At 70.2% G+C, this 21,852-nt stretch carries 21 protein-coding genes and 3 pseudogenes; 13 read left to right on the top strand and 11 right to left on the bottom strand.

Annotated elements, in window-relative coordinates:
- Positions 1 to 117: 117 nt before the first annotated feature.
- Positions 118 to 234, top strand: a pseudogene (locus tag FVE25_RS56835) (IS630 family transposase); the annotation flags it as partial.
- A 73-nt stretch (positions 235 to 307) separates the two neighbouring features.
- Here FVE25_RS56835 and FVE25_RS19345 read toward each other — a convergent pair.
- Entirely contained in the window at positions 308 to 685 is a 378-nt protein-coding gene (locus FVE25_RS19345) for a nuclear transport factor 2 family protein (protein ID WP_157248403.1), read from the bottom strand.
- Positions 686 to 757: 72 nt separating this feature from the next.
- Between FVE25_RS19345 and FVE25_RS57030 the strand changes: the two are divergent.
- Both FVE25_RS57030 and FVE25_RS19355 read left to right on the top strand, forming a co-directional pair.
- A pseudogene (locus tag FVE25_RS57030) lies at positions 758 to 1,042 on the top strand (UTRA domain-containing protein); the annotation flags it as partial.
- A 35-nt stretch (positions 1,043 to 1,077) separates the two neighbouring features.
- Positions 1,078 to 2,076: an alanine racemase gene (locus FVE25_RS19355; protein WP_157248404.1), complete on the top strand. Its 999-nt coding sequence runs from the start codon at positions 1,078 to 1,080 to the stop codon at positions 2,074 to 2,076.
- Here FVE25_RS19355 and FVE25_RS57035 read toward each other — a convergent pair.
- Positions 2,028 to 2,183, bottom strand: a pseudogene (locus tag FVE25_RS57035) (helix-turn-helix domain-containing protein); the annotation flags it as partial. The gene FVE25_RS19355 and the pseudogene FVE25_RS57035 overlap by 49 nt on opposite strands.
- 425 nt (positions 2,184 to 2,608) lie before the next feature.
- Between FVE25_RS57035 and FVE25_RS19365 the strand changes: the two are divergent.
- On the top strand, positions 2,609 to 2,938 hold the full coding sequence (locus FVE25_RS19365; RefSeq protein ID WP_157248406.1) for a hypothetical protein: 330 nt from the start codon (positions 2,609 to 2,611) through the stop codon (positions 2,936 to 2,938).
- Positions 2,939 to 3,604: 666 nt separating this feature from the next.
- On the opposite strand, the gene FVE25_RS19370 is transcribed toward FVE25_RS19365, so the two are convergent.
- The 4 genes from FVE25_RS19370 to FVE25_RS56320 all read right to left on the bottom strand — a co-directional run bounded on the left by FVE25_RS19370 (position 3,605) and on the right by FVE25_RS56320 (position 7,460).
- A complete protein-coding gene (locus FVE25_RS19370) occupies positions 3,605 to 5,332 on the bottom strand; it encodes an RNA-binding domain-containing protein (RefSeq protein WP_181019635.1) in 1,728 nt (575 codons plus the stop codon).
- A 49-nt stretch (positions 5,333 to 5,381) separates the two neighbouring features.
- Positions 5,382 to 5,993: a hypothetical protein gene (locus FVE25_RS19375; protein WP_157248408.1), complete on the bottom strand. Its 612-nt coding sequence runs from the start codon at positions 5,991 to 5,993 to the stop codon at positions 5,382 to 5,384.
- Positions 5,994 to 6,079: 86 nt separating this feature from the next.
- Positions 6,080 to 6,493 carry a hypothetical protein gene (locus FVE25_RS19380; protein WP_157248409.1) on the bottom strand — a complete coding sequence of 138 codons (414 nt, stop codon included), beginning with the start codon at positions 6,491 to 6,493 and terminating at the stop codon, positions 6,080 to 6,082.
- 187 nt (positions 6,494 to 6,680) lie between these two features.
- The gene (locus FVE25_RS56320; protein WP_281367864.1) at positions 6,681 to 7,460 is read right to left on the bottom strand and encodes a M23 family metallopeptidase; all 780 of its coding nucleotides are present in this window, start codon (positions 7,458 to 7,460) and stop codon (positions 6,681 to 6,683) included.
- Positions 7,461 to 7,491: 31 nt separating this feature from the next.
- Here FVE25_RS56320 and FVE25_RS53880 point away from each other — a divergent pair, with 31 nt between their 5' ends.
- The 3 genes from FVE25_RS53880 to FVE25_RS19395 all read left to right on the top strand — a co-directional run bounded on the left by FVE25_RS53880 (position 7,492) and on the right by FVE25_RS19395 (position 9,265).
- Complete coding sequence (locus FVE25_RS53880; protein ID WP_181019680.1) at positions 7,492 to 7,695, top strand: hypothetical protein; 204 nt, start codon at positions 7,492 to 7,494, stop codon at positions 7,693 to 7,695.
- A gap of 204 nt (positions 7,696 to 7,899) precedes the next feature.
- Complete coding sequence (locus FVE25_RS19390; RefSeq protein ID WP_157248411.1) at positions 7,900 to 9,021, top strand: cytochrome P450; 1,122 nt, start codon at positions 7,900 to 7,902, stop codon at positions 9,019 to 9,021.
- A 1-nt stretch (position 9,022) separates the two neighbouring features.
- Positions 9,023 to 9,265, top strand: a complete 243-nt coding sequence (locus FVE25_RS19395; protein ID WP_157248412.1) for a hypothetical protein — start codon at positions 9,023 to 9,025, stop codon at positions 9,263 to 9,265.
- 12 nt (positions 9,266 to 9,277) lie between these two features.
- Here FVE25_RS19395 and FVE25_RS19400 read toward each other — a convergent pair whose 3' ends face one another.
- Together FVE25_RS19400 and FVE25_RS19405 are read right to left on the bottom strand one after the other, a co-directional pair.
- Entirely contained in the window at positions 9,278 to 10,870 is a 1,593-nt protein-coding gene (locus FVE25_RS19400; protein WP_157248413.1) for an FAD-binding oxidoreductase, read from the bottom strand.
- Between the two features lie 63 nt (positions 10,871 to 10,933).
- Entirely contained in the window at positions 10,934 to 11,446 is a 513-nt protein-coding gene (locus FVE25_RS19405; RefSeq protein WP_157248414.1) for a carboxymuconolactone decarboxylase family protein, read from the bottom strand.
- Positions 11,447 to 11,528: 82 nt separating this feature from the next.
- Here FVE25_RS19405 and pdxR point away from each other — a divergent pair, with 82 nt between their 5' ends.
- Complete coding sequence (pdxR, locus tag FVE25_RS19410; protein WP_246267192.1) at positions 11,529 to 12,884, top strand: MocR-like pyridoxine biosynthesis transcription factor PdxR; 1,356 nt, start codon at positions 11,529 to 11,531, stop codon at positions 12,882 to 12,884.
- Between the two features lie 10 nt (positions 12,885 to 12,894).
- Positions 12,895 to 13,491 (top strand): YdeI/OmpD-associated family protein, encoded by a 597-nt coding sequence (locus FVE25_RS19415; RefSeq protein WP_157248416.1) that lies wholly within the window; start codon positions 12,895 to 12,897, stop codon positions 13,489 to 13,491.
- Here FVE25_RS19415 and FVE25_RS19420 read toward each other — a convergent pair.
- Entirely contained in the window at positions 13,451 to 13,963 is a 513-nt protein-coding gene (locus FVE25_RS19420; RefSeq protein WP_157248417.1) for a universal stress protein, read from the bottom strand. The genes FVE25_RS19415 and FVE25_RS19420 overlap by 41 nt on opposite strands.
- Before the next feature lie 113 nt (positions 13,964 to 14,076).
- Here FVE25_RS19420 and FVE25_RS19425 point away from each other — a divergent pair, with 113 nt between their 5' ends.
- The 3 genes from FVE25_RS19425 to FVE25_RS19435 are packed head-to-tail and all read left to right on the top strand — an operon-like array spanning position 14,077 to position 20,081.
- Positions 14,077 to 17,280: an AfsR/SARP family transcriptional regulator gene (locus tag FVE25_RS19425; RefSeq protein ID WP_157248418.1), complete on the top strand. Its 3,204-nt coding sequence runs from the start codon at positions 14,077 to 14,079 to the stop codon at positions 17,278 to 17,280.
- 35 nt (positions 17,281 to 17,315) lie between these two features.
- Complete coding sequence (locus FVE25_RS19430; protein WP_157248420.1) at positions 17,316 to 17,468, top strand: hypothetical protein; 153 nt, start codon at positions 17,316 to 17,318, stop codon at positions 17,466 to 17,468.
- A gap of 51 nt (positions 17,469 to 17,519) precedes the next feature.
- Positions 17,520 to 20,081, top strand: a complete 2,562-nt coding sequence (locus tag FVE25_RS19435) for a LuxR C-terminal-related transcriptional regulator (RefSeq protein ID WP_157248421.1) — start codon at positions 17,520 to 17,522, stop codon at positions 20,079 to 20,081.
- Here FVE25_RS19435 and FVE25_RS19440 read toward each other — a convergent pair.
- Together FVE25_RS19440 and FVE25_RS19445 are read right to left on the bottom strand one after the other, a co-directional pair.
- Positions 20,078 to 20,293 (bottom strand): hypothetical protein, encoded by a 216-nt coding sequence (locus FVE25_RS19440; RefSeq protein WP_157248422.1) that lies wholly within the window; start codon positions 20,291 to 20,293, stop codon positions 20,078 to 20,080. The genes FVE25_RS19435 and FVE25_RS19440 overlap by 4 nt on opposite strands.
- Positions 20,290 to 20,910 (bottom strand): TetR/AcrR family transcriptional regulator, encoded by a 621-nt coding sequence (locus tag FVE25_RS19445; RefSeq protein ID WP_157248424.1) that lies wholly within the window; start codon positions 20,908 to 20,910, stop codon positions 20,290 to 20,292. Before FVE25_RS19445 ends, FVE25_RS19440 begins: the two co-directional genes overlap by 4 nt.
- 88 nt (positions 20,911 to 20,998) lie before the next feature.
- Between FVE25_RS19445 and FVE25_RS19450 the strand changes: the two genes are divergently transcribed.
- The gene (locus FVE25_RS19450; RefSeq protein ID WP_157248425.1) at positions 20,999 to 21,793 is read left to right on the top strand and encodes an MBL fold metallo-hydrolase; all 795 of its coding nucleotides are present in this window, start codon (positions 20,999 to 21,001) and stop codon (positions 21,791 to 21,793) included.
- The last annotated feature ends 59 nt before the right edge of the window (positions 21,794 to 21,852 follow it).

Genomic DNA, 21,852 nt, shown 5'->3' on the forward strand with positions numbered 1-21,852 from the left:
GCCGCCGACTGCACTCCGCATTGGGCTACCGGCCGCCCCAGGAAGTCCTCAACGAACACGATTCATCCCAGATGGCCGCGTAGGCTACGCCCGCAAGCTGGCTGTCCGGAAAACGCTAGGCCCCTCAACGCCCGCCACCGCGACGTCCTGGCCGCCGAACGCAAAGAACGCGCCCGCATCCGCAGCGAGAAAAGCATCCGCTGGGGCGGACGCCCCCTCAATACCGCAGCCTGACCAACCGCGAACCGCAGCCCCGGAGCGCCGAACGGGCTGGTTCAGGAGAAGGACGACGCCAGAGAAGGATGACTTAGGAGGCGGACGGCTCGATCTCCCCCGCGAAGACGATGACCTGGTCGATGAGGCTCCGCCGCAGATGGACGACGTCCGTTCCCGCCAGGCGGGGACCTCCATCCGGCGTGGTGAAGACCCACCGGTACCGGGCCCACTCGTCAGGCATGTCTACCGCCGAGCAGCGCACCATCGTGCCGGTCCCCGCCGGGTGGCGCCGGATGTCCAGCACGAACCGCTCGACCGCCTCGATCCCTTCGCTGCGGCCCAACGGCCCCCAGAAGATCACGTCCGAGGTCAGAGCCTGGGAGAGCAGCGCAGTCACATAGCTGTCGTCCGAGGCGTTGAACGCGGAGATGAATGTGTCGATCGCGGACCGCGCGGTCTCTTCCTGCATATGCCAGTAATACCAGTCGCTTCGCGAAACGCGGTCGGCCCGTGAGCCGTCTCCCGATCACGGGTCCCACTCTCCATTGCGGAGGGGAGCGAGCTGGAAGTCGAAGGGCCGAACATTCGGGGTGGCGTCAAAACCGCCCTGGCCGAGCTTGGCTACGCTCAGGTCGAAGCGACGGAGCGCATCCACGTCAGGCCGCCCACGGAGGAGGAAGCCGACGCGCTGGAGATCAGCCCGGAGCGCACAGTGCTCAACATCTTCCACGTAGGCAAGACGGAATCAGGGCAGGCTGTCGAGGTGACTACGACAGTGACGCCCGCTCACTATCTGGTGATCGAGCACACGTTCCCGCTGAGCTGACGCACGGCCAGACCACCCGAAGAAGACGATGCGAGATGACAGTAAGCACCCTGCCGATCCGCGCACGGGCCTTGGAACTGGCTGACGCGGGCCAACTGCCTGCCTACGTCTACGACCTTGGTGAACTTGACAAGCACATGGCCGTTATCCGGTACGCCATGAGTGACATCGAGGTCTATTACGCCGTCAAGGCCAATCCGGACCCGAAGCTGATGGAGGTCATCGCGCCCTACGTCCAGGGCTTCGAGATCGCTTCCGGAGGAGAGCTTGCCCACGTGCGCGAGCACTTCCCCGGATCTCGCATCGCCATAGGCGGCCCCGGCAAGACGGACGCGGAACTCTTCGCCGACGTCTACCGGCTCCACATCGAGAGCCCGAGCGAGATCCGGCGACTGTTCATGGCCGGCCGATCGGCTGACGTGCTCCTGAGGGTCAATCTCGACATTCCGATCAAGGGCGCTTCCCTGGCCATGGGCGGCGGTGCAACGCCGTTCGGCATGGACCCGACCGGCGTTGCCGAGTGTCTCGACATGCTCAAGGGCCAGGACGCTGTACGGCTTCGCGGCATCCACGCCCACCTGGCCAGCGGCATGGATGCACCGACCATGCTTGAGCTGGCCAGCGCCATTCTCGACTACGCTCGTAGCCTTGGCGTCACTGAGGTCAACATCGGTGGCGGGATGGCCGTGTCCTACGCCGACCCAGCATCACGCTTCGACTGGCAGACGTACGGCGCGGGACTTACCGCTCTCCGACGCCCCGGTGAGACGTTGCGCATCGAGCCGGGCCGCTCTATCTCGGTCTACTGCCTGAAACGACACCACCCGGCCGGCGGAACGGACCCGCGCCATGTTCGCCGACTCCCGACCGGCCAACCACCCTTCAACCGGGCGACCTCATCACGCAACCTCAGGACAAGGGCGTCCAACTCCGCGCGGGAGGCGGCATCCAGGCCGAGCGCCTCAACCAGCCGATCAACGGTCTCAGGGGTCGGGAGGAGGTGTCCGGTCTCGATCCGCGAAATCGTCGGCTGAGCAATCTGAGCCCGAAGGGCAAGATCCTTACCTGTCAACCCGGCTTCCTTACGCCGACGCCGGACGAACTCCCCAAGCGCCCGAAGCCGATCCCGACGATCCTCCACACCCAGCGTTCTACCACCCGACCACGCAGACCACTGCAGAATCCCTCCTATATGGATCAAGCGGCGGCGCGCCGCGCCGCCGTACGCCCCGCGCTAGCGACCCCGCGCCGCGCTGCGGCCTGGGGCCGGTCACGGCGCAGGCGCCGCGCGGGGCATCGCCGTACGCCCGCCACGCCGTACACCCCGAACCCGCCGACCAAGCGCCGCACCACCGCGCAGGACGAGGCGCGCCGTCATCTGGGGCAGATGTTCAAGCATGCCTCCGGCGGGGGCCTCTGGCTCCGGGATGATCGCGACGAACGAAGCCGATCAGGCGGGGACGGAGAATGCACGTCGGTCCGGGAATCGGCATTCACCCCGTGGCCAAGCCGACGAGGAGCGGACACTCTTCCGCTGCGTGGAGTAGCAGTGTCATAGTGATCCTCGTGAGCGATCGCGAACGTCGTAGTTCAATGTATGCGCAGCTACGTCAGGGCTTGATCACATCGATATCGGCTGACAACAGCCCTGCCTGGAGAAATTGGCTGCTGGCAGCTATCGCTGCATGGAGCGTCTTCACTCACATAATCGGCATCATCTCGGGTGAACCGCAGAGCTGGTTGGTCGAGGGGTGGGGTGTCGTTGCTGAATGGATTGAGCATGGTCTCATCTTGGGCGGCATGGTCTTTGCTCTCACGTGGGCGGTCGCAGCCTTAGTGCACCGTTATCGGTCTCGTTCTACATCGAGAGTCAGCAATCAGCGCTCGGCCCCGTGACGGTATCGGTCGGTGGTGGAGACCGTTTGGGGTCCACCAAGGCTCCAGGGAAGGCGAGCGCATCCGCGATCATGTAGTGAGTCTCCTCAGCCGTGCCCGTTGCGTGCCCGATGGGACGGGAAACAACGGGCAACGGTGGGGAACCATGGGTAACCCGATCAAGACGCTGAGCTGCATCTCCCCACATGGGTCAAGATCGTCGTGGCTATTTGCAAGCAGGATGTCAGGAGTTCCAATCTTCTAGGCTCCACAGACACGGCCTTACCCTCATGCGCCCTTCGGACGTGTGGGGTGAGGCTGTATCTCCGAACCAGTTGGAGCCCGCCCTGATCAAAAGTGCTCCGCTTCGCTCCGCGTGTTCTTCTTGTTGAGTTTGCGGCAGCCGTGCACAAACTGACTAGGCAACCATCTGCGACTGATATCCGGCCCCCTCCCTGCTTCTAGGGCTGCCACAGAGAGCCGTCGCCGTCCGCCTCTACTCGGTGCTGGACCACTAGGAAACCCACTTCGCGGAGATAGGGATCGTCTGCCTGCGCAACAGTGATCCCCACCGGGATAGACACCTGGTGGCATAGGTCAACCGGATTGGAGCCTGCCGTCGTGTCCGATCTGCTCTACTGCTGGTGCTCCTTGTGACGTTGCTTGGTGGGCATCCAGGTGTGGCATTCACTTGCTCTGCTCGGCCTTCCCCGGAGGGAATTTGGATCCCGGGCCGTAGCGGACCCCGGCCCCTCCTCTGGCATTTCCGATCTTTTCTAGTATGTCTCGTTCTCTGAGGTCGGTCAGCAGGTCGCGGGCTGCGTAGACATGGAGGTCGAACAGGCGGCGTATGGTTTGGTTCGTGACAAATCCATACTCCCGGACGTGCTCGACGACCTTGTGATCGGTGTCGTCTATCGTGCGGCTTCCGTAGGTGACCGATCGAGACATCGCGGCCAGCGTCTCAGACCTCAATCGGTACGTTGGAAAGGATCTTCTGAAGGTTCGTCGTGTCGGCTCTATGAGATGGTATTCGCTGGCCATCGTCGTGAGCACTCCCTGGGCCTCTACTGGCGTGCGTTGGATTATGGTGGCCAGCCTGACGGCCTCGATGCTGCTGCTGTGGCGAAGGCATGAAAGGGCGAGGAGAGCGTTCAGATCTCTTCCTGTGCGCGCCGGCAAGTTGTTCACGAACCGGGCGAATGATTCATTTCCAAGTCCGCCGGCCAGAGTTGCGCGCACTCGTCCTCCCATCTCCTCGAAGATGGGTGGCTCTTTGCCTACGCGTAGCATTTCTCTGTAGGTTCTATCCACTCCTGGTCCGGTTCGTTCCGCCAGGAGGAGAAGGGAAACCGTTTCGGTCAGCAGTCTGTTTCTTGGGGTCGGCGGATACGTGAGGATATTGGACGGGGTCACTCCGGTCACAAGCTCTCCCGGACTCGTGATCGCCAGGCACTGTGGAGACTGCTCCACGTCCACGGTGCCACCCACCTCATAGGAGCGGTGAATGAACCCGTTTATGATCAGTTCGCTGACCGCGTCGCTCGGGTAGTCGGTGAGTGAGAGCTGCACTCCGCCGGCCACAGCGAGGGGAAGAATTTCTCGACGCGCTTCTATGATTCTAGCTAATGCCTGAACCGCCGCCATCAAAGGGCGGCTCCCTCGCATTCTCTCCGTGGCCTCGCTGCCAGCGGTCGGCCGGAACCTGTATGAGTAGCCATAGGTGGGGATGAGGTCGTCTATGGTGGCCTCATCGGCCAGGAGAAGCGCTCCCGCGTTGGTTACGCTGCCGTTCCCGGCGATAAGCTGGAGTGACTGTACTAGGGCTCGGTCCGGCAATTCTGCCGAGTGGCCTCGGCCGCTGCTACTCAGGATGCGACGCAAACGGTCAAGCTCAATACCGCTAAGGTCCGCCACATCGAGACCCGAGGCGTCCGCGGACCAATCTACGTGCCCACGCGCGATCATGACTTCGCGCTGCTGGCCGGGCGAGTAGGGCAGGCATTCCGTGCCCTGGCGACGAGTGGAGAGGCCGGCTGTATTGCTGTGGGGCACCACGCCCTCCGGGACGGTGAGCAGAATCAGGCGAACTCCATCAACGAGCAGCTCGTGGGCGAATGCCGTGATAGGCGGTCTGGTGCGGTCGAATATGCCTTTGCGTATGGAATCAACGCTGTAGCTCTCCGGCACCCCTTTGAGGGCGTGGGATCGATCGACCGCACTATCGTCAACGCCCAGCACGACTGTGCCACCACGAGCGTTCATGAAACACGCCAGAGTGTCCGCCAATAAGCTGAAGGTCGCCTTCGGCGAATCGGCTACTTGTTGGAAGTCGAGTGTTTCCGTCTCAACGGCGCCTGGAGTGACACCGTTCCCCACGAGAGCCAGGGCCGCGAGCGCTTCGTGTTGGTCCACTCGCCGAGGGTAACCGTGGCTCGGCGCCATCGCACCGCTTCGCAAGCACTCACCTGGGATGAGGAGAACCGTTCAGGCGGTCGTTGACCCAGCGTCGGCGTTCCGGCGGGAGACCGTGCGCGGTCATAGCCCTCTGGAGCAGGCCGGCATCGAACCCCCGCGCCGCCATGTGGTCGAGGAGCGGTTCGTATCGATCGGGCCGGTCACGCCGGAGCTCCGTGGCCAGCCGCAGTTCGAGGCGCACCACGGGAACACGATGCGAGCCGCACGTGACAAGGACGTAGTGCTGCCACGGGCCACGGCCGACGCACTCCATGGCGTCGGAGTCGTCCTCCACCTCCACCGTGCTGATCTCGACATGGACCCCGTTCACTTCGTATCTGGCGAAATACTGCGAACTCTCGGGGATCCACGACGCCGCATACAGGCAGGGGAAGGACGAAAGGGCGGCGGCGATCGTGTCCACGTCCTCCCGTCGCGCCACCAGCAGGTCGATGTCTCCGACGGGAAGACGGACACCTTGCAGCAGAGCGGCGCCGGTGCCACCCATGCGATATCTCGGGTCGGCTCCCGCTGCCCTTACGGCGGTGAGAGTGGAGTCTAAGGCCGACGTTACATCCGCCAGCTGCAGAAATGCCGCGCTAGTTCCCATGTCGATCACCGTAACCATCATGAGCCGCCGGGCGTCAGGCCCGGGTCGTCACCGCGCTTCGCGAATCTCCGCACATCGCCCACAAACCCGGACGTTCAGTGACCCTTGAACTGGGCCAGGCCGCCGATGAGCCGGCGCGGTATGCGCTTCCACCACCAGCCGTCACCTCGCCCGGCCTGGCCGTGGCCAGAGAGCACGCCGCTCCCGTCGTCCTCCGTGGCGGCCTGGAAGCGTGTGTCCAGCGGCTGAAGAGCCTGATCCAGCAGCGTCCGCGCCGGTTCGGTCACCAGGAGTCCGGCCCGGGCCAGCCATTCGCGGCAGGACAGGTCGTCGAGGTACTCGGCCAGCGTCGCGGTGTACCCACGCTCGACCTGGGAACCCAGCCACTCCCACTGCGCGAGCATGTTCCGGACGGTATGAACCTCCGGCCACCCCTGCGCATAAAGGATCCGGCCCGCCTCCTGCAGGGAGGAGTTGTCTTCCGGCCCAAGCCGCAGAACGCTCGTCACGCACCAAGCATGCCGGAAATGCCGCCGGCAAGGTGCCCGGCCGCGATATCAGGCCCAGGAATGATGCGGATCCATAGCATGCCCGCCTGATGGACTATAGGTGGCTATTTCCCGATAATCTCTGAAGATATGAACCGCAAAGGCCACTCCCCTGAACAAAGGGAAGTGGCCTTTGATGTGGAGGTCGTCAGCCGCAGTGTTCAAATGGGCTGGTGTAAGAGCTGCTCCCGACCGACCCGCCCCACTTGACGCACTGGTTGGCGGCGTTCAGCCGGACCGGCCCCGCGTAATACCCGTAGTTCCCCGAATCGGTAGTCCGGCTTTCGCCCTGCGGCTCCAGGAAGGCGGAAACCGGCGACGGCGTACCCAGGCTCGTCGACTTCATCGTCACGACGCAGTTGTTGCCGTTACCCGAGTTGTACAGCAGATAGGTCCGCCCGCCGGTGAGAGCGGCCGAGTCGATCACGGCGTAGCCGCTGCCGCAGGCTTCCTCCGGCGTGTAGGGGTTGCTGGTGCCGCCGCAGCCGTTGGTGCTGGTGACGGGCTTTCTCTGGCCGAGGGACACGGTGACGCCGTCCACGGTGGGGCTGGTGTCCATGGCGCCGGTGGAGGTGCGCTGTTCGTAGTGGAGGTGGGGTGCGCTGGAGCCGCCGGTGGAGCCGACGGTCCCGATCTGGGTGCCCTGGCTGACGCTCATCGAGCTGCCGGCGCCCCGCACCATGCTGGCGAGGTGCGCGTACCGGGTCCTGGTGCCGTCGGTGTGCCGGATTTCAATCCATTTGCCGTAGCTGGTGCTGCCGGCGTCGTTGAAGTAGGCGGTTCCGGCGGCGGTGGCGCGGACGGGCTCGCCGTTGATGTCGTCGCCGCCGTAGTCCTGCCAGTCGATGGAGCCCGAGGGGCTGTGGTTGGGGTACCAGTTATTGGCGTTGAAGGTCTTGCCGCAGTTGAACGGGCTCTTGTGGGACACGGCCAGTTGCTGCGCCGAAGCGGCCTGCGGAATGAACGCCGTCGCGAAGGCGCATAACAGCGTTAACAACGCGGAACTCAAGATCTTCGACCAGGTTGCGGGCATGCTCACCTCTCTGGAAGGTGCGACGTTGGGGGGTGATGTACGGCTGGGCGCCCGGTTAACCGAAGTGGTCGATCATGAAGATAGTCGTGAAGGATGTCTTCATCAATCGTTTCGTGATGAAATTTTCTAGCCTCCACCCGCCGCCGACCGATTGACCGGTAAGGGGCCGTCTCGTACGGTCCAGTCAGCGCGTTGGACATCTCGCCAGGAGGCGACCTTGAAGGACGAGTCCAGCACCACATGGCCCTGGCCGGATCTCCCTCCCGGCCCTCTCGGTTCACCCTCACCCGATCTGCCCCGACGCCACGCCGAGGCCCCTCTGGAGCCGGCCACGATGCCCAGCGGCGACAAGGTCCCGATGGCCGTCCGGCACGAGGACGTCAGGACGCTGCTCAGCTCCCCGGCCAGCAGCCGCAACCTGCGGGAACCCGGCCTGCCCAGGATGGTCAACGGCACGACCGTGGAGGACGACCCGGCGGCGCTGATCAACCAGGACCCGCCGGCGCACACCCGCTACCGCCGCATCATGCAGGGCACGTTCACACCCCGGCAGATCGAGCGATGGCGCCCCAGGGCGGCGGCGATCGCGAACGAGCTGATCGATACGGCGGGCCGGGAGTTCGACGTGGTCACCGGCTTCGCGCTGCCGCTGCCCGCACGGGTGATCTGCGAGATGCTGGGCGTGCCCATGGACCGGTACGCGCAGTTCCGCGAATGGACGGAGGTGTTCCTGTCCACCTCGGAGGCGAACGCCGAGGCCAGAGGCGAGGGGTATGCCAGCTTCATGGCCTACGCCGGCGAGCTGATCGCCGAGCACCGGGCACGGCCGGGGGACGACCTGCTGGACCTCCTCATCGCGGCGAGGGACGAGGGCGACCGGCTCAGCGAGGACGAACTGACCAACATGGTCTTCACGCTCATCCTGGCCGGCCACGAGACCACCGCCTCGATCATCATCCGGGGGATGTTCCGCCTGCTCAGCCACCCGGAGCAATACGCGGACCTGGTGAGGAATCCGGAACTGCTGGAGCCCGCGGTGGAGGAGATCCTGCGCTACGAGGGCCCGGGCGGCAACGGCCTGCTGCGCCGGGCCACCGCGGACATCGCCCTGTCCGGCGGCGTGGTCCAGGCGGGCGTCGTCGTCCTCCCCAACCCGGCCGCGGCCAACCAGGATCCCGAGGTGTACGCGGACCCGAGGCGCTTCGACATCCGCCGATTCGTGGAGGGAGAAGCGGGAGGAAAGGCGGGCGGGCCGCCCCCCGCCCATCTGTCCTTCGGCTACGGCACCCACTACTGCCTCGGCGCGAACCTCGCCAGAATGGAGCTCCAGGAAGCCTTCAGGGCGCTGACCACCCGCCTGCCCGATCTCCGCCCGCAGGAAGACCCGGCCGACATCCGCTGGAGCTCCGACGGCCTGATCTACCGGCCCCTGCGCCTCGCCGTAAAGTCTGGCTGACATGAACGCAGGCAAGGGCGAGGACCAGATCACCACGATCGGCAAGTGCTACGCGTGCAAGCGCACCTTCGCCTACATCCCGGCGAAGGTCATGACCATCACGATCGACCCCGAGACCGGTGTCCCGCCGGACATGACGGTTCTGGGCGGCCAGCGTGAACCATCCCCGGAAGCCTTGGCCAGATCGGTCAAGGAGCCCATCTGCCCCGCCTGCGTGGAGCGCGCCAGACGTTTCACGACCTGACGTCAGACGTTTTCACGACCTGATGAGGGAAGGCCGGATCGACAACGCGTGCCGGAACACGTCACGCGGGTCCCACCGCGCCTTGATCCGCTGCAGCCGCGCATAGTTCTCGCCGTAGTACAACGTGGACCACGGCACCCCGGAGGTGTTCCACCGCGGATCGGCGTGGTCGGCGTCGGGGTAGTTGATGTAGGCCCCGCCGCAGTTCCCGCCGGGCACGGGGACGCCTCCGGTGGCCGCGAAGGTCTTGCTGTGCAGGCTGCGCACCCACTCCATGTGGGCCTTGCCGTCCTGCTCGGGAGACCAGGCGGCCAGGTGGATGACCTTCATCACCGACGAGCGCTCGTGGGTGGCGGTGGCGGTAGGGGCGACGGAGTTGACCTGGCCGCCGTAGGACAGCAGCCAGAGCATGCCCCCGTCGGCGACCTCGGGGCCGGGGTTGGTGAGGTGGTCGTAGGCCACGTCGGCCTGCTCGTCGGTGAAGCGCGCCCGCAGGTGCGCGGACTTGCCCTTGTTGTGCCCGACCTCCCGATCGGCGCCGAGGGACAGGCTGCGCACCGCCTGGTACCAGGGCTGCCGCGTCACCGGCGGTACGTAGGGCGGGACCCCGTCGCCGACGGCCGCGAAGAAGTCCTGGAGTAACCGCTCCGCCCCGGGGACACCGGCGTCGATCTGGGTCGGCATGATCATCCCGCCCTGGTCGTCGCCCGTCTTCCGGGCGGGGATGATCATCGAGCTCCACAGCGCGGTGTACGGAGAGTCCGCGGCGCTGTTGCGCTCGTGCCAGGTCCCGTAGTTGCGCAGCAGCCGCCGGAACGACTCCTTGCTCATCCCCTCCCAGCCCCAGATGGCGACTCCGGACAGTACGGTGGCCGGCGGCCGCGGCAGGAGCTGTGACGGGTCGTTGCCCCGGGCGCGGGGATCGCGCAGCCAGTACCGGGTGACGATGCCGAAGTTCCCGCCGCCGCCCCCGGTGTGCGCCCACCAGAGGTCGTGGCCGCGATCGGCGATGACCGCCCGCGCCCGCCCCGAGGCGTCGACGACCACGACCTCGACGGCGTGCACGTAGTCGGCGGTGAGCCCGTGACGCCGCGACAGCGGCCCGTAACCTCCGCCCATGATGTGCCCCCCGGCGGCCACGCCCCCGCACTGGCCGCCGGGGAGGGTGACCCCCCACCCGTAGTAGAGGGTGCGATATGCCTGCATGAGCGTGGCCCCGGCCTCGACGACGAAGGCGCCGCGCTTGGCGTCGAAGGCGACCTCGTTCATCTCGACCAGATCGACGATGACCTGGGAGCCGTCACCGATGAAGTTCTCGTAGCAGTGGCCACCGCTGCGCACGGTGACCCGGTGCCCGGCGCGAACGGCCTGGTTGACCGCGGCGACGACCTGGGCGGTGGTCGTGACCAGGTGGAAGTACTCGGGTGCGTGCCGGTGCCGGAGGTTGACGCGACGCTCGGCCAGGTCCGCGTACCGGGGATCGTCCGGCCGGACGATGACGGGGCCGGTAGAAGGGGCCCCGGCCGCGTTCGCGCGCTCCGCGAGGACCGCCGTGCCGCCGAGCGCCGCCGTACCGCCGATGAATCCGCGACGTGAGACTGTCATGGCACCGACGCTAGAAGCGCGCCCGGAGCGGCAGAATGCACCCAGTTGCCGACTTAGGTGGTGCTAGATGCACCCCGCACCGGCTAGATGCACCCCGCACCCGCTCAGGTCGTGCTGGACCCCACCCTGGACCTTGAAGGATTCCGGCACCATCCGGGAGGAGACGGCGATCCGGTTCCAGGCGTTGATGGTGGCGACGGCCACGACCAGGGCGGCCTGTTCCTCCTCGGTGAACTGCCCGGTGACAAGCGCCCAGACCTCGTCGCTCACGTCCCCGCCGGCCAGGCGGGTGGCGGCCTCGGTGTAGGCCAGCGCGGCCCGCTCCTGCGGGGTGAAGAAAGGGGCCTCGGGCCAGACGGCGACGGCGTGCAGGCGGACGTCGCTCTCCCCGGCCCGCTTGGCGTCACCGCTGTGCATGTCCACGCAGTACACGCAGCCGTTGATCTGGCTGGCGCGCAGCCGTACCAGCTCGAGAAGGGGCGCGGGCAGCGTGCTCGCGCCCACGAAGCGGTCGAGTCCGGCCATCGCCTTGTACGCATTGGCCGCCAGTTTGCCCATGGAGATTCTCTCAGTCATACCGCTGACGCTACGAGGTGGATTGTCCCGGCGTAAGCTCCAATTCGACGGCAAGACGATTGGGCCAAGTGTGGACGTCCACGTGAGTCTCGACGGCCGGGGCGACCTGGCCGCGCGGATCTACCGGCAGTTGCTCGACGCGATCCTCGACGGGCGGCTGCGCTCGGGTGAACGGCTGCCGCCGACCCGTGAGCTGGCCAGGCGGCTGGACGTCTCCCGCAACACCGTGGCCGTGGCCTACGACCGGCTGGTGGCCGACGGGTTTCTCGTCGGGCGGGCGGGGGCGGGCACGTTCGTGTCGGGGGAGCCGGTGCGGGGGCGGGCGGCGCCGCGGGGAGTGGTGCAGCCGCGGCCGGTCTGGCGGAAGGCCGAGCCGCTGGCGACCGCGCGGGAGCGGGCGGTGTACGACTTCTCGGTGGGTGTGCCCGATGCGCGGCTGTTCCCGATCGCGAGCTGGCGCAGGCTGCTCGGCAGGGAGCTGCGGGTGCGGGAACCGGGATACATCGACCCGTCGGGGGTCGGCGCGCTCAAGGAGGCCATCGCCCGGCACGCGGGCATCAGCCGGTCGGTGCGCGCCGGGGCCGACGACGTCATCGTCACCCAGGGGGCGCAGCAGGCGCTCGACCTGATCGGCCGGGTCCTCATCGAGCCGGGCGGGTGCGTGGCCGTGGAGGAGCCGGGGTACCCGCCGGCCCGCAGGCTCTTCCGCTCGCTGGGCGCGCGGGTGGTCGGCGTGCCGGTGGACGAGCAGGGCCTGGACGTGGCCGCGCTGCCGAAGACCGCGCGGCTGGTCTACGTGACGCCGTCTCACCAGTTCCCGCTGGGCGTGCCGATGTCGCTGGCCCGCCGTACCGCCTTGCTGGAATGGGCGCGGCACCGCAACGCCGTGATCATCGAGGACGACTACGACAGCGAGTTCCGCTTCGGGGAGCGCCCGCTGGAGCCGCTGCAGAGCCTGGACGGCGCCGGCCGCGTGGTCTACGTGGGCTCCTTCTCCAAGACGCTGCTGCCGACGCTCCGGCTGGGCTTCCTGATCGCGCCCGCCTCCCTGCGCACGGCGTTGCACGCGGCCAAGCAGCTCACCGACTGGCACGGCGACCCGTTCGCCCAGGCCGCCCTGGCCCGGTTCATCGACGAGGGCCTGCTGGCCAGGCACGTCAGGAAGGCCACCCGGGAGTACGCGGCCCGGCACGAGCTGATCACCGACCTGCTCGACGACCGCTTCCAGACGATCCCGTCGGCCGCGGGCCTGCACGTCTGCGCCCGTCTCGACCCCGGCCTCGAGGTACGGCCGGCCGCCGGCCTGGCCGTGGAATCCCTTGCCGGCTACTGCGCAGGCGATGCCCCGCAGAACGGCGTGGTCCTGGGCTACGGCGCGATCGCCAGGGCCGCCATCCCCGACGGCCTGCGCCGCCTGGCGGCCTCCCTCTATCGCTAGTGTGTCGGGCATGAACGAGCTGGACGGGGTGGAGGTCCGCGCCTTCGCGGACGGTGCGGCATTCGAGGACTGGCTGGCCGGGCACCACACGCGGCAGGAGGGCGTGTGGGTGAAGGTGGCCAAGAAGAAGTCCGGCCTCCCGAGCGTCACCGACGACGAGCTCGTGGACATCGGCCTGTGCTACGGCTGGATCTCCGGGCAGCGGAAGTCGCTCGACGAGCGGTACTACCTGCAGAAGTACGTGCCCCGGCGGCCCAGGAGCCTGTGGTCGCAGGTGAACGTGGACAAGGTGGCGATGCTGACCGCGGCCGGCCGGATGCGCGAGCCGGGCTTGGCCGAGGTGCGCAAGGCGCAGGAGGACGGCAGGTGGGCGGCGGCGTACGAGTCGCAGAAGGCGGCGACGGTCCCGCCCGACCTGGCCGAGGCGCTGGAGGCGGCTCCGGAGGCGAAGGCCGCCTTCGAGAAGCTGGACAAGACCGGCAGGTACCTGGTCATGTTGCCCCTGCTGCAGGCGCTCACGCCGCAGGCGCGGAGTGAGCGGCTGGGCAAGGCCGTGGAGCTTCTGGTCAGCGGCTCCAGAAACGACGCCGCCCGCGTTCGCCCGTGATCTCGGGTTCGTCGGGCGGCGCGGGCTCGCGCACGATCACCACGGTCGCCCGCGCGTGCCGCGCGCAGTACATGCTGGTCGAGGGCAGCAGCATCCGGCTGAGCAGGCCCCGCCTGCTGCGGCCGAGGACCAGCAGGTCGCTCTCCCCGGCCAGATCGACCAGGTGGTAGCCGGGGTCGCCCATCCGGCCGACGACCGCGGTCACGAGGTCGCCCGGCACGCCGCCGCACACCTCGTCGAAGGCGGCGGCCACGACTTCGGTGCCGCGCGCCTCCTCCCCGGCCCTGGCCGCGTGCTGCAGCGGCAACGCCTCGGGGAAGGGATGGATGGGCGCCCGGCTCACATGCACGGCGACGAGCGGCATCCGGCGCAGCCGCGCTGTTCCGATGGCCCAGGCCAGGGCCAAGCGCGCGGCCGGCGACTCGTCCACTCCGACGATCACGCGCGCCCCGCCGGGCAGGTCTTGATCCACGGCGCCCTCCTCGAAAGAGGTACCTGACCATAGTGCTCCTCTCCATGCGTTATCGCGAGGTGGCACTTTTCGGACTCTGGAGTCGTCCTCCTCGCGCGGCGTACCATGCGGGGGTGGAACGCGGGTGGGTGCGGCCCCGACCGGCCCTTGACCGCCGGCTGGACGGGGCGTTGACGCACCGGCTCACCACGCTCGTCGCGGCCACCGGGTACGGCAAGTCGATCGCGCTGGCGGGCTGGAGCGAGGCCGTCGGCGGCGTCCTGCACCGGTTCGGCCCGGGTGATCGCGACCTTCCCGCGCTGTCGGCCGCCGTGCTCGCCGGGATCGCCGCCCGCGTGCCGGATCTGCCCGCCGAGCTCCTGGCCGCCGCGGACGCGCCGCTGGGTCCCGACGCCGACGAGCCCGCGCGGGCCGCGGCGCTCGCGGGAGCGCTGGCCGAGGCGCTGCGGCTGCGCTTACGCCGGGCGCTCGTGGTGGTTCTCGACGGCCTCGACGTGATCGCCGACGCCCCCGGCCCGGTGCGTTTCGTCGAGACGCTGGTGCGCGCGGCGCCCCGCCACCTGCACGTGGTGACCGCCTCGCGGGCGCCGCTGCCCTTCCCGACCGCCCGGCTCCGCCAGGACCTCGAGGTGCTCGCCTTCGACGCCACCGACCTCGCGCTGAGCGCCGAGGAGAGCGCCGCATGGGCCCGCGAGCGGCTGGGTACGGCGGGCGCCGCGATCGCACCGGAGCTGCACGCGGCCAGCGGCGGCTGGCCGGCCGCGGTCCGGGCCGCCCTCGAGGCCATGGCCCGCGCCGAACCCGCCGAGTGGCCCGCCATCGCCTCCGGCCTGGCCGCCACCTCCGACACGCTCGAACGCCTCACGCTCGACGCCCTGCGCGACCTGCCCCCGCCCATGCGCGCGCTGCTGCGGGCGGCGACCGTGCTGCCCGTCCTCACCGCCGAACTGGCCGCCACGCTCGGCTCCCCGCCCGACACGCTGGCCGCGCTGACCAGCCGCGGCCTGTTCCTGGAGGCTGCCGAAGCCTCAGCCGCCGGGGGTGGCCATCGCCTGACCACGACCAGCAGGCACGTGCTGACCAGGCACGCCCCCCTGGACCGGCACGAGGCGCACGACACCGCCGCGGTCGCCGCCCGGTGGTACGTCGAGCACGACCAGCCCGAGCAGGCGCTGCGCGCCGCCGTCGCCACCCGTCACCCCGACCTGGCCCAGGCGCTGCTGGCGGCGCACGGCTCCAGGCTGGCCGAGCGCGGCGACGACGTGCTGGCCGCGCTGGCCCTCCTCCCGGAGGAGCACAGGGAGCGCCCGGCGATGGTCAGGCTGGCCGGGATCGCCGAGCAGAACCGCGGCGACTGGCGCCGCGCCCGCGAACTGCTGGCCAGGGCGGCCGACAGCGCCGCCTTCGACTCCTTCCTGGCCAGGCGCCTCGGCTTCATCGACCATCTGCGCGGTGACCTGGACGCCGCCATGGCGATGTACCTGCGCGGGGCCGAGCACGGCTCGCCTCCCGCCGACGCGGCGATCTGCACCGCCTCGGCCGCCTCGGTGCTGTGGCTGCGCGGCGACCGGACGGCCTGCGCCGAGCTGGCCGACCGCGCGCTGGACGCGGCCGCGGCCCTGGGCGACCCGGGCGCGCTGGCAGCCGCCAACACCGTGCTCGGCATGGTCGCCGCACTCGACGGCGAACGGCGGGCCAACGACGCCTACTACCTGCGGGCGCTGGAGTACGCCGAGCGCGCGGGCGACATCCTGCAGCTCATCCGCATCCGCAGCAACCGCGCCTCGCGCCACATCGACGAGGCCGACTACCACGGCGCGCTGGGCGACGTGGAGATCGCCGGTCGGCTGGCCGACCTGGTCGCCTTCGCGCCCTGGGCCGCGCTGACCGTCTCGAACCGGGCCAAGGCCCTCATCGGGCTCGGCCGGCTCGAGGAGGCCGCCGTGGACGCCGCCGACGCCGTCGCGCGCTGGGAGGCGATGGGCTCGCGCATCGGCTACGGCCTCCTGCAACTCGCCCGCATCCAGACGCTGCGCGGCGAGCACGGCGCGGCCGTGTCCACCTATCGCCGGATCCAGGAGGACGCGGAACGTTCCCGCGACCTGCAAGCCCTCGGCATCGCGCTGCCGGAGCTGGCGGAACTCCTGGCCGCGGAGGATCCGGAGGAGGCCGCCCGCCTGGCGGCCCGGGCGCTCAAGCGGAGCGAGGGCATCGCCGCGGTGAGCGCCCGCCTGGCCGCCGCCCGCGTCGCGCTCACCGCCGGCCGGGCCGAGGCCGCCAGGGCGCTGCTGGACGAACTCGAGCCCATCGCCGCCGAGCGCCGCCACCACACCGGCCTGGCCACCGCCGCCGAACTCCGCGCCGAACTGGACAAGGACCCCGATCTGGCCGACGAGGCCGTCCGCCGCTGGGGCGCGCTCGGCGACCCGATCGGGCAGGCCAGGGCCGAGCTGGTCCGGGCGTCGCTGGCCGACCCGGCCGTCGGCGCCGAGGTGGCCGCCCGGGTGGCCGAGCGCATGCACGGGATCGGCTGCCGCGTGCTCGACGACCGCGTCGAGGCGCTCCTGGCCCGCGTCGCCCCCGCCGCGGGCGCGCGGGTGACGGTCGAGACGATGGGGTCCTTCCGCGTGCTGCGCGGCGCCGTCCCCGTCCCGCGTACGGCGTGGCAGTCCCGCAAGGCCCGCGACCTGCTGAAGATCCTGGTCAGCAGGAGAGGCAAGGCCATCAGCAGGGAGCGCCTGGTCGAGATCCTCTGGCCGGAGCAGGAGAACGAGGCGGTGGGGCTCAAGCGGCTCAACGTCATGGTCTCCACCCTGCGCGCGGTCCTGGATCCCGGGCACGAGGTCGAGACCGTGGTCTCCGACGAGGGGGCGCTGCGCCTGGATCTGGAGAACGTGGACGTCGACGTCGAGCGCTTCTTCGACCTGGCCGGCGCCGCCGTACGGCTGGAGCAGGCCGGGCGCGGCGGGGAGGCGCTGGCGCGGTGGAAGGCGGCCGAGGCGGCCTACGGCGGGGAGTTCTGCGAGGAGGACCCCTATGCCGACTGGGCGGTGGGGCTGCGTGAGCAGGCCAGGCTCGCCTATGTGCAGGCGGCGGCGCGGCTGGCCGCGGCGCGGGCGGGGGAGGGACGCCACCACGAGGCGGCCCGCTACTGGCTGCGGCTGCTGGAGCGGGACGGCTACGACGAGCGCGCCCACCTGGGGCTGATCCGCGCGCTCGACCAGGCGGGCCGGCGCGGCGACGCCCGGCGGCGCTACCACGTCTACGCCGAGCGGATGCGTGAGCTGGAGGTCGAGCCCGCGCCGTTCCCCACCTGAACCAGACCTGAACCGGCGCGGGGGATCGTGCGGGCATGAGAACGGTCATCGTACGCCTGGTGGAGCCCGAACAGTCCGGTGGGGAACTGCGTGGGTTGCTCGAAGAGGTGGGGCGCGAGCCGGTGCCGTTCAGCGGGACCGAAGCGGTGCTCGCCCTTCTGCTGGCCGCGGCGGGGCTGAAGACCTGAACCTCCCGCGAACCGGGATCCCGACGATGAGATCCGGGAGGAGGGGCTGCGATGAGCAACCGATGGCCTTTTGTCGGACGGGAGGGGCCGCTGGCCGCGGTCCACCGAGCGCTGCGATCCTGCGCGGGGGCGATGATCGCGGGCGAGGCGGGCGTGGGCAAGAGCAGGCTGGCCGTGGAGGCGGTGGCCAGGCTGACGGGGTATCGCGTGGTCAGGGCGCTGGGCACGGAAACTGCGGCGATGATCCCGTTCGGGGCGTTCGCCCATGTGCTGGGCGGGCCGCCGGACGGCGGCGAGAACCTGCTGCACTGGGCCGCCCGGCATCTGAAGGCGCGGGCGGGACGGGCGCCGCTGCTGGTCAGCGTGGACGACGCGCACCGGCTGGACGCCGCCTCCGCCGCCCTGCTGCACTACCTGGCCACCCGGGGCGAGGCGGCGCTGCTGGTCACCGTGCGCACCGGCGAGCCGGTGCCGGAGCCGGTCGCCGCCCTGTGGAAAGAGGAACTGGTCACCAGGATCGAGCTGCCGCCGCTGACCCGCGACGAGGTCGGCCGGACGCTGGCCGGCGCGCTGCGCGGCGAGGTGGCGCCCGAGACCGTGCGCCGCCTGGCGGGGGTGAGCGAGGGCAACGTGCTCTACCTGCGCGAGCTGGTGCACGCCGGGCAGGACGCCGGCTCCCTGGCCGAGGAGGGCGGCCGGTGGCGCTGGCGGGGTGAGCTGTCCATGACCACCCGCCTGCGCGAGCTGGTCAGCGAACGCATCGGCCACCTGGACCCCGGCGAGCGCGAGGTGCTGGAGCTGGTGGCGTTCGGCGAGCCACTCCGCCTCGACCTGCTGGTCTCGATGGCCGCGCCGCCGGCGGTGGAGCGGGTGGAGGACCGGGGGCTGATCGTCGCCGACGGCCGGGACATGCGGCTCGGCCATCCGCTGTACGGGGAGGTGGTGCGCGGGCGCTGCCGTACGCTCAGGGCCCGGCGCAGGCTGCGCACGCTGGCGGAGTCGCTGGAGGCCGGCGGGCTGCGCGGGCGTGAGGACGTGCTGCGCGCGGCCGTGTGGCGGCTCGACAGCGGCTCGCCCGCCGACCCGCGCATGCTGCTGGTCGCCGCCCGCCTGGCCTGGGGACGGCAGGACCCGCACCTGGCCGCGCGGCTCGGCCGGGCGGCGGTCGAGGCGGGCGCGGGCATCGAGGCGGTCGCGCTGCTCGGCCAGGTGCTGACCATCCTGGGTGACACCGGCGGCGCGCAGGAGATGCTCCGCCGGCAGAGGGAGCGGGGCGTCACCGACGCCGAACGCGCCCAGCACGCGCTCGCCCTCGGGGTGAACCTGCTGTGGTCGGGCGAGAGCGCGGAGGCGGGCCGCGTCTTCGAAGGCGCCGCGGGAAGGCTGACCGACCCCGCCTGGCGCCAGGAACTGCTCGTCTACCGGGGCGTCGTGGACTTCTTCACCGGCCGTCTCGACGCCGCCGCGCGCACCCTGGCCAGGGCCAGGGCGCTGGCGCCCGAGCTGGCCGTGCGCAGCGGCCACGCCGCCGCGCTGGAGTCCTGGGTGCAGGCCCACACGGGCCGCGGGACCGCGTGCGTCGCCGTTGTGGAACGTGCCATGTCCGATGCCGACGCCTGGCGCGACCAGGCGCCGCACGCGCTGCCGGTCATGCTGGACGCGCGCTGCGCCGCCCACCTGTTCGCCGGGGACCTGGCCGAGGCCGCCCGCGTGGCCGTCCAGGGCATGGAACTGGCCGCCCCCGACCTGTCGGTCGGCGGATTCGGCGCCTACCGCGCGCAGGTCAGCCGCCTGCGTGGCGACGTGGCCGCCGCCGTGCGCTGGTGCCGCGACGACGTGGTACGGCTGCGCGCCCGCTCGCCGTACCTGGGCCGGTGCCTGGCCGAGCTGGCCCACTCCTCGGCGCTGCTCGGCGACCTGGACACCGCCAGGAAGGCGCTGGCCGAGGCCGAGGAACTGGCCGGCCGCTGGGCCTACACCCTCCAGCCGGTGCTCCTGGCCAAGGCGTGGCTGGTGGCCGCCGAGGGCGACCTGGACGGCGCCGTCCACGCCGCCCTGGCCGCCGCGGGCCCCTACCCGGGCTACCGCATGCTCGCCCTGCACGACGTCGTACGGCTGGGCGCGGCCGGCCGGGTGAGCGAGCGTCTGACGGAGCTGGCCGGGCGCATGGAGGGGCCGTTCGCCCAGATCTGCGCCCGGCACGCGCGGGCCGCGGCCGCGATGGACCCGCCGGCCCTGCGCGCGGTGGCGGCGGAGTTCGAGGCGCTGGGCATGGTGGTGTACGCGGCCGAGGCCGCCGCGCAGGAGGCCGCCGCCTATCACCGGCTCGGCAGGGGCAGCGCCGCCAGGGGGGCGAGGACCCGGGCCTGGGCGCTGGCCCGCCGCTGCCCGGGCGTCACCACCCCGGCGCTGGTGGAGCTGGCCACGCCCGAGCTGACCCCGCGCCAGCGGGAGATCGTCCAGCTCGCCGCGGCCGGGCTGACGAACCGGGAGATCGCCGACCGGCTGACCCTGTCCATGCGGACGGCGGCCAACCACCTTCAGGCGGTCTACGACAAGCTGGGCGTCAACGATCGCGGAGAGGTGGCCCGGCTGCTGGGAACGTCTTTCTAGGCCCCTACCGTGACCGTTTCGAGGGGGTTCAGCTGGACCCGCGACCCGCGGTGGATCCGCATCCGGAGGATGCTGGTCATGCCCCAGCGCGGGGCGCCCTCGGTGAAGGGCACGTCGTGGGTGGCGTGGCCGGCGAGCAGCGCGGCACGGCCTTCTGCCGAGAACGCGGCGTAGTCGGCGGCGAGCTCGGCCGGGCTCCGCGCCGGCGTCATGCCCTGATCGCGTAGGAGCCGAAGGAGGGCTCCAGGAGGTCGAAGGCGAGCGTGCCCGCCTCGGCCAGGGCGCGGGCGATCTCGTCGGGGTCCTGGCCGTCGAGGACCCTGGCCAGCGTCTCGTCGAACAGCAGCCGGTGCGCCGCCCCCAGCTGGGCGGCGACCAGGCGGGGCGGCAGGCCGGGCCCGGTCTCCGCGGCGAGCTGGGCGGCCAGGGCGGCCTCGCGCTCGTCGTGGAACTCGCGCAGCCGCGCCACCAGGGCCGGGCTGCCGGTGATCATGCGGGCGAACTCCACCGGCGCGAAGCCGATGACCGGGTCCTTGCGGGCCACGGCGGCCAGGAACGCCTCCTTCAGGGCCGCCAGCGCGGACCGGCCCGAGGGCCGCTCGGCGACGGTGCGGGCCAGGCCGCCGACGAACGCGTCGCTCAGGTCGAGCGCGAGATCCTCCTTGCGCGGGAAGTAGTTGGTTACGGTCATCTTGGCCACCTGGGCGGCGGCGGCGACGTCGGCGATGGTCACCTTGTCGTAGCCGCGTTCCAGGAAGAGCCTGGTCGCCTGGTGGGAGATGTTCTCCCTGGTCTGCTGCTTCTTCATGGCGCGGAGCCCTGCGGTCATACCGCCATATTGGCATGACCGACTTAAGTTTGTCATCGACCTAAGTTTATCGGCCGGCCTCCCTGATCGGATGCGGGACGATAGGACGATGAACGAGCCGTGGCAGGAGGTCGGCGACCGCGTCTACGTGCGCCGGCACGCATCGGTGGACCTCAACGTGGGCCTGGTCGTCGGCGACGGGCACTGCCTGGTGTTCGACACCCGCATGTCGCACCGGGAGGGTTCCGAGCTGATCGACGCCGTGCGCCGCGTCACCCCCGACCCGTGGACCGTGGTCAACAGCCATGCCCACTGGGACCACTTCTTCGGCAACGCGATGTTCCTCCCGGCCGAGATCTGGGCCCACACCAGGTGCGCCGAGCAGATCCGGGAGAGCGGCGAACGACAGCGGGACAGCGTCCTGGGCTTCGTCGGCGAGGACCGCCGGGAGGAGGTCGAGGAGGTCGATCTGGTCGTGCCCGACCACACCTTCGCCGACCGGGCCACGCTCGACATCGGCGGCCGTGCCGTACATCTGCGGTTTTTCGGGCGGGGGCACACGGACAACGACGTCGTCCTGCACGTGCCGGACGCCGGGGTGATCTTCGCGGGGGACCTGGTCGAGGAGGGCGCGCCGCCGGCCTTCGGCGACTCCTATCCGCTGGACTGGCCGGCGACGATGGCCGCGGTCCTGGGCGAGCTGCCGGATCCGGTGATCGTGCCCGGCCACGGCGCGGTCGTGGACCGCGCGTTCGCGCGGGCGCAGCAGGCCGAGCTGGCCGAGGTCGCGAACCTCGCCCGCCGCGCCCACGCCGAGGGCCTGCGCGACCTGATCGGCAAGTTCCCCTACCCCGAGGACGTGGCGCGCGCCGCGATCGAGCGCGCGTTCCTGCAGCTCGACTGACCGGTACGGCGGGCCTCGCGCAGGCAGGTCGTAATAGTGCATAGTGCAATATAGAAGGA

This window comes from Nonomuraea typhae (genome assembly GCF_009760925.1).
GTDB classification, from domain to species: Bacteria; Actinomycetota; Actinomycetes; order Streptosporangiales; family Streptosporangiaceae; genus Nonomuraea; species Nonomuraea typhae.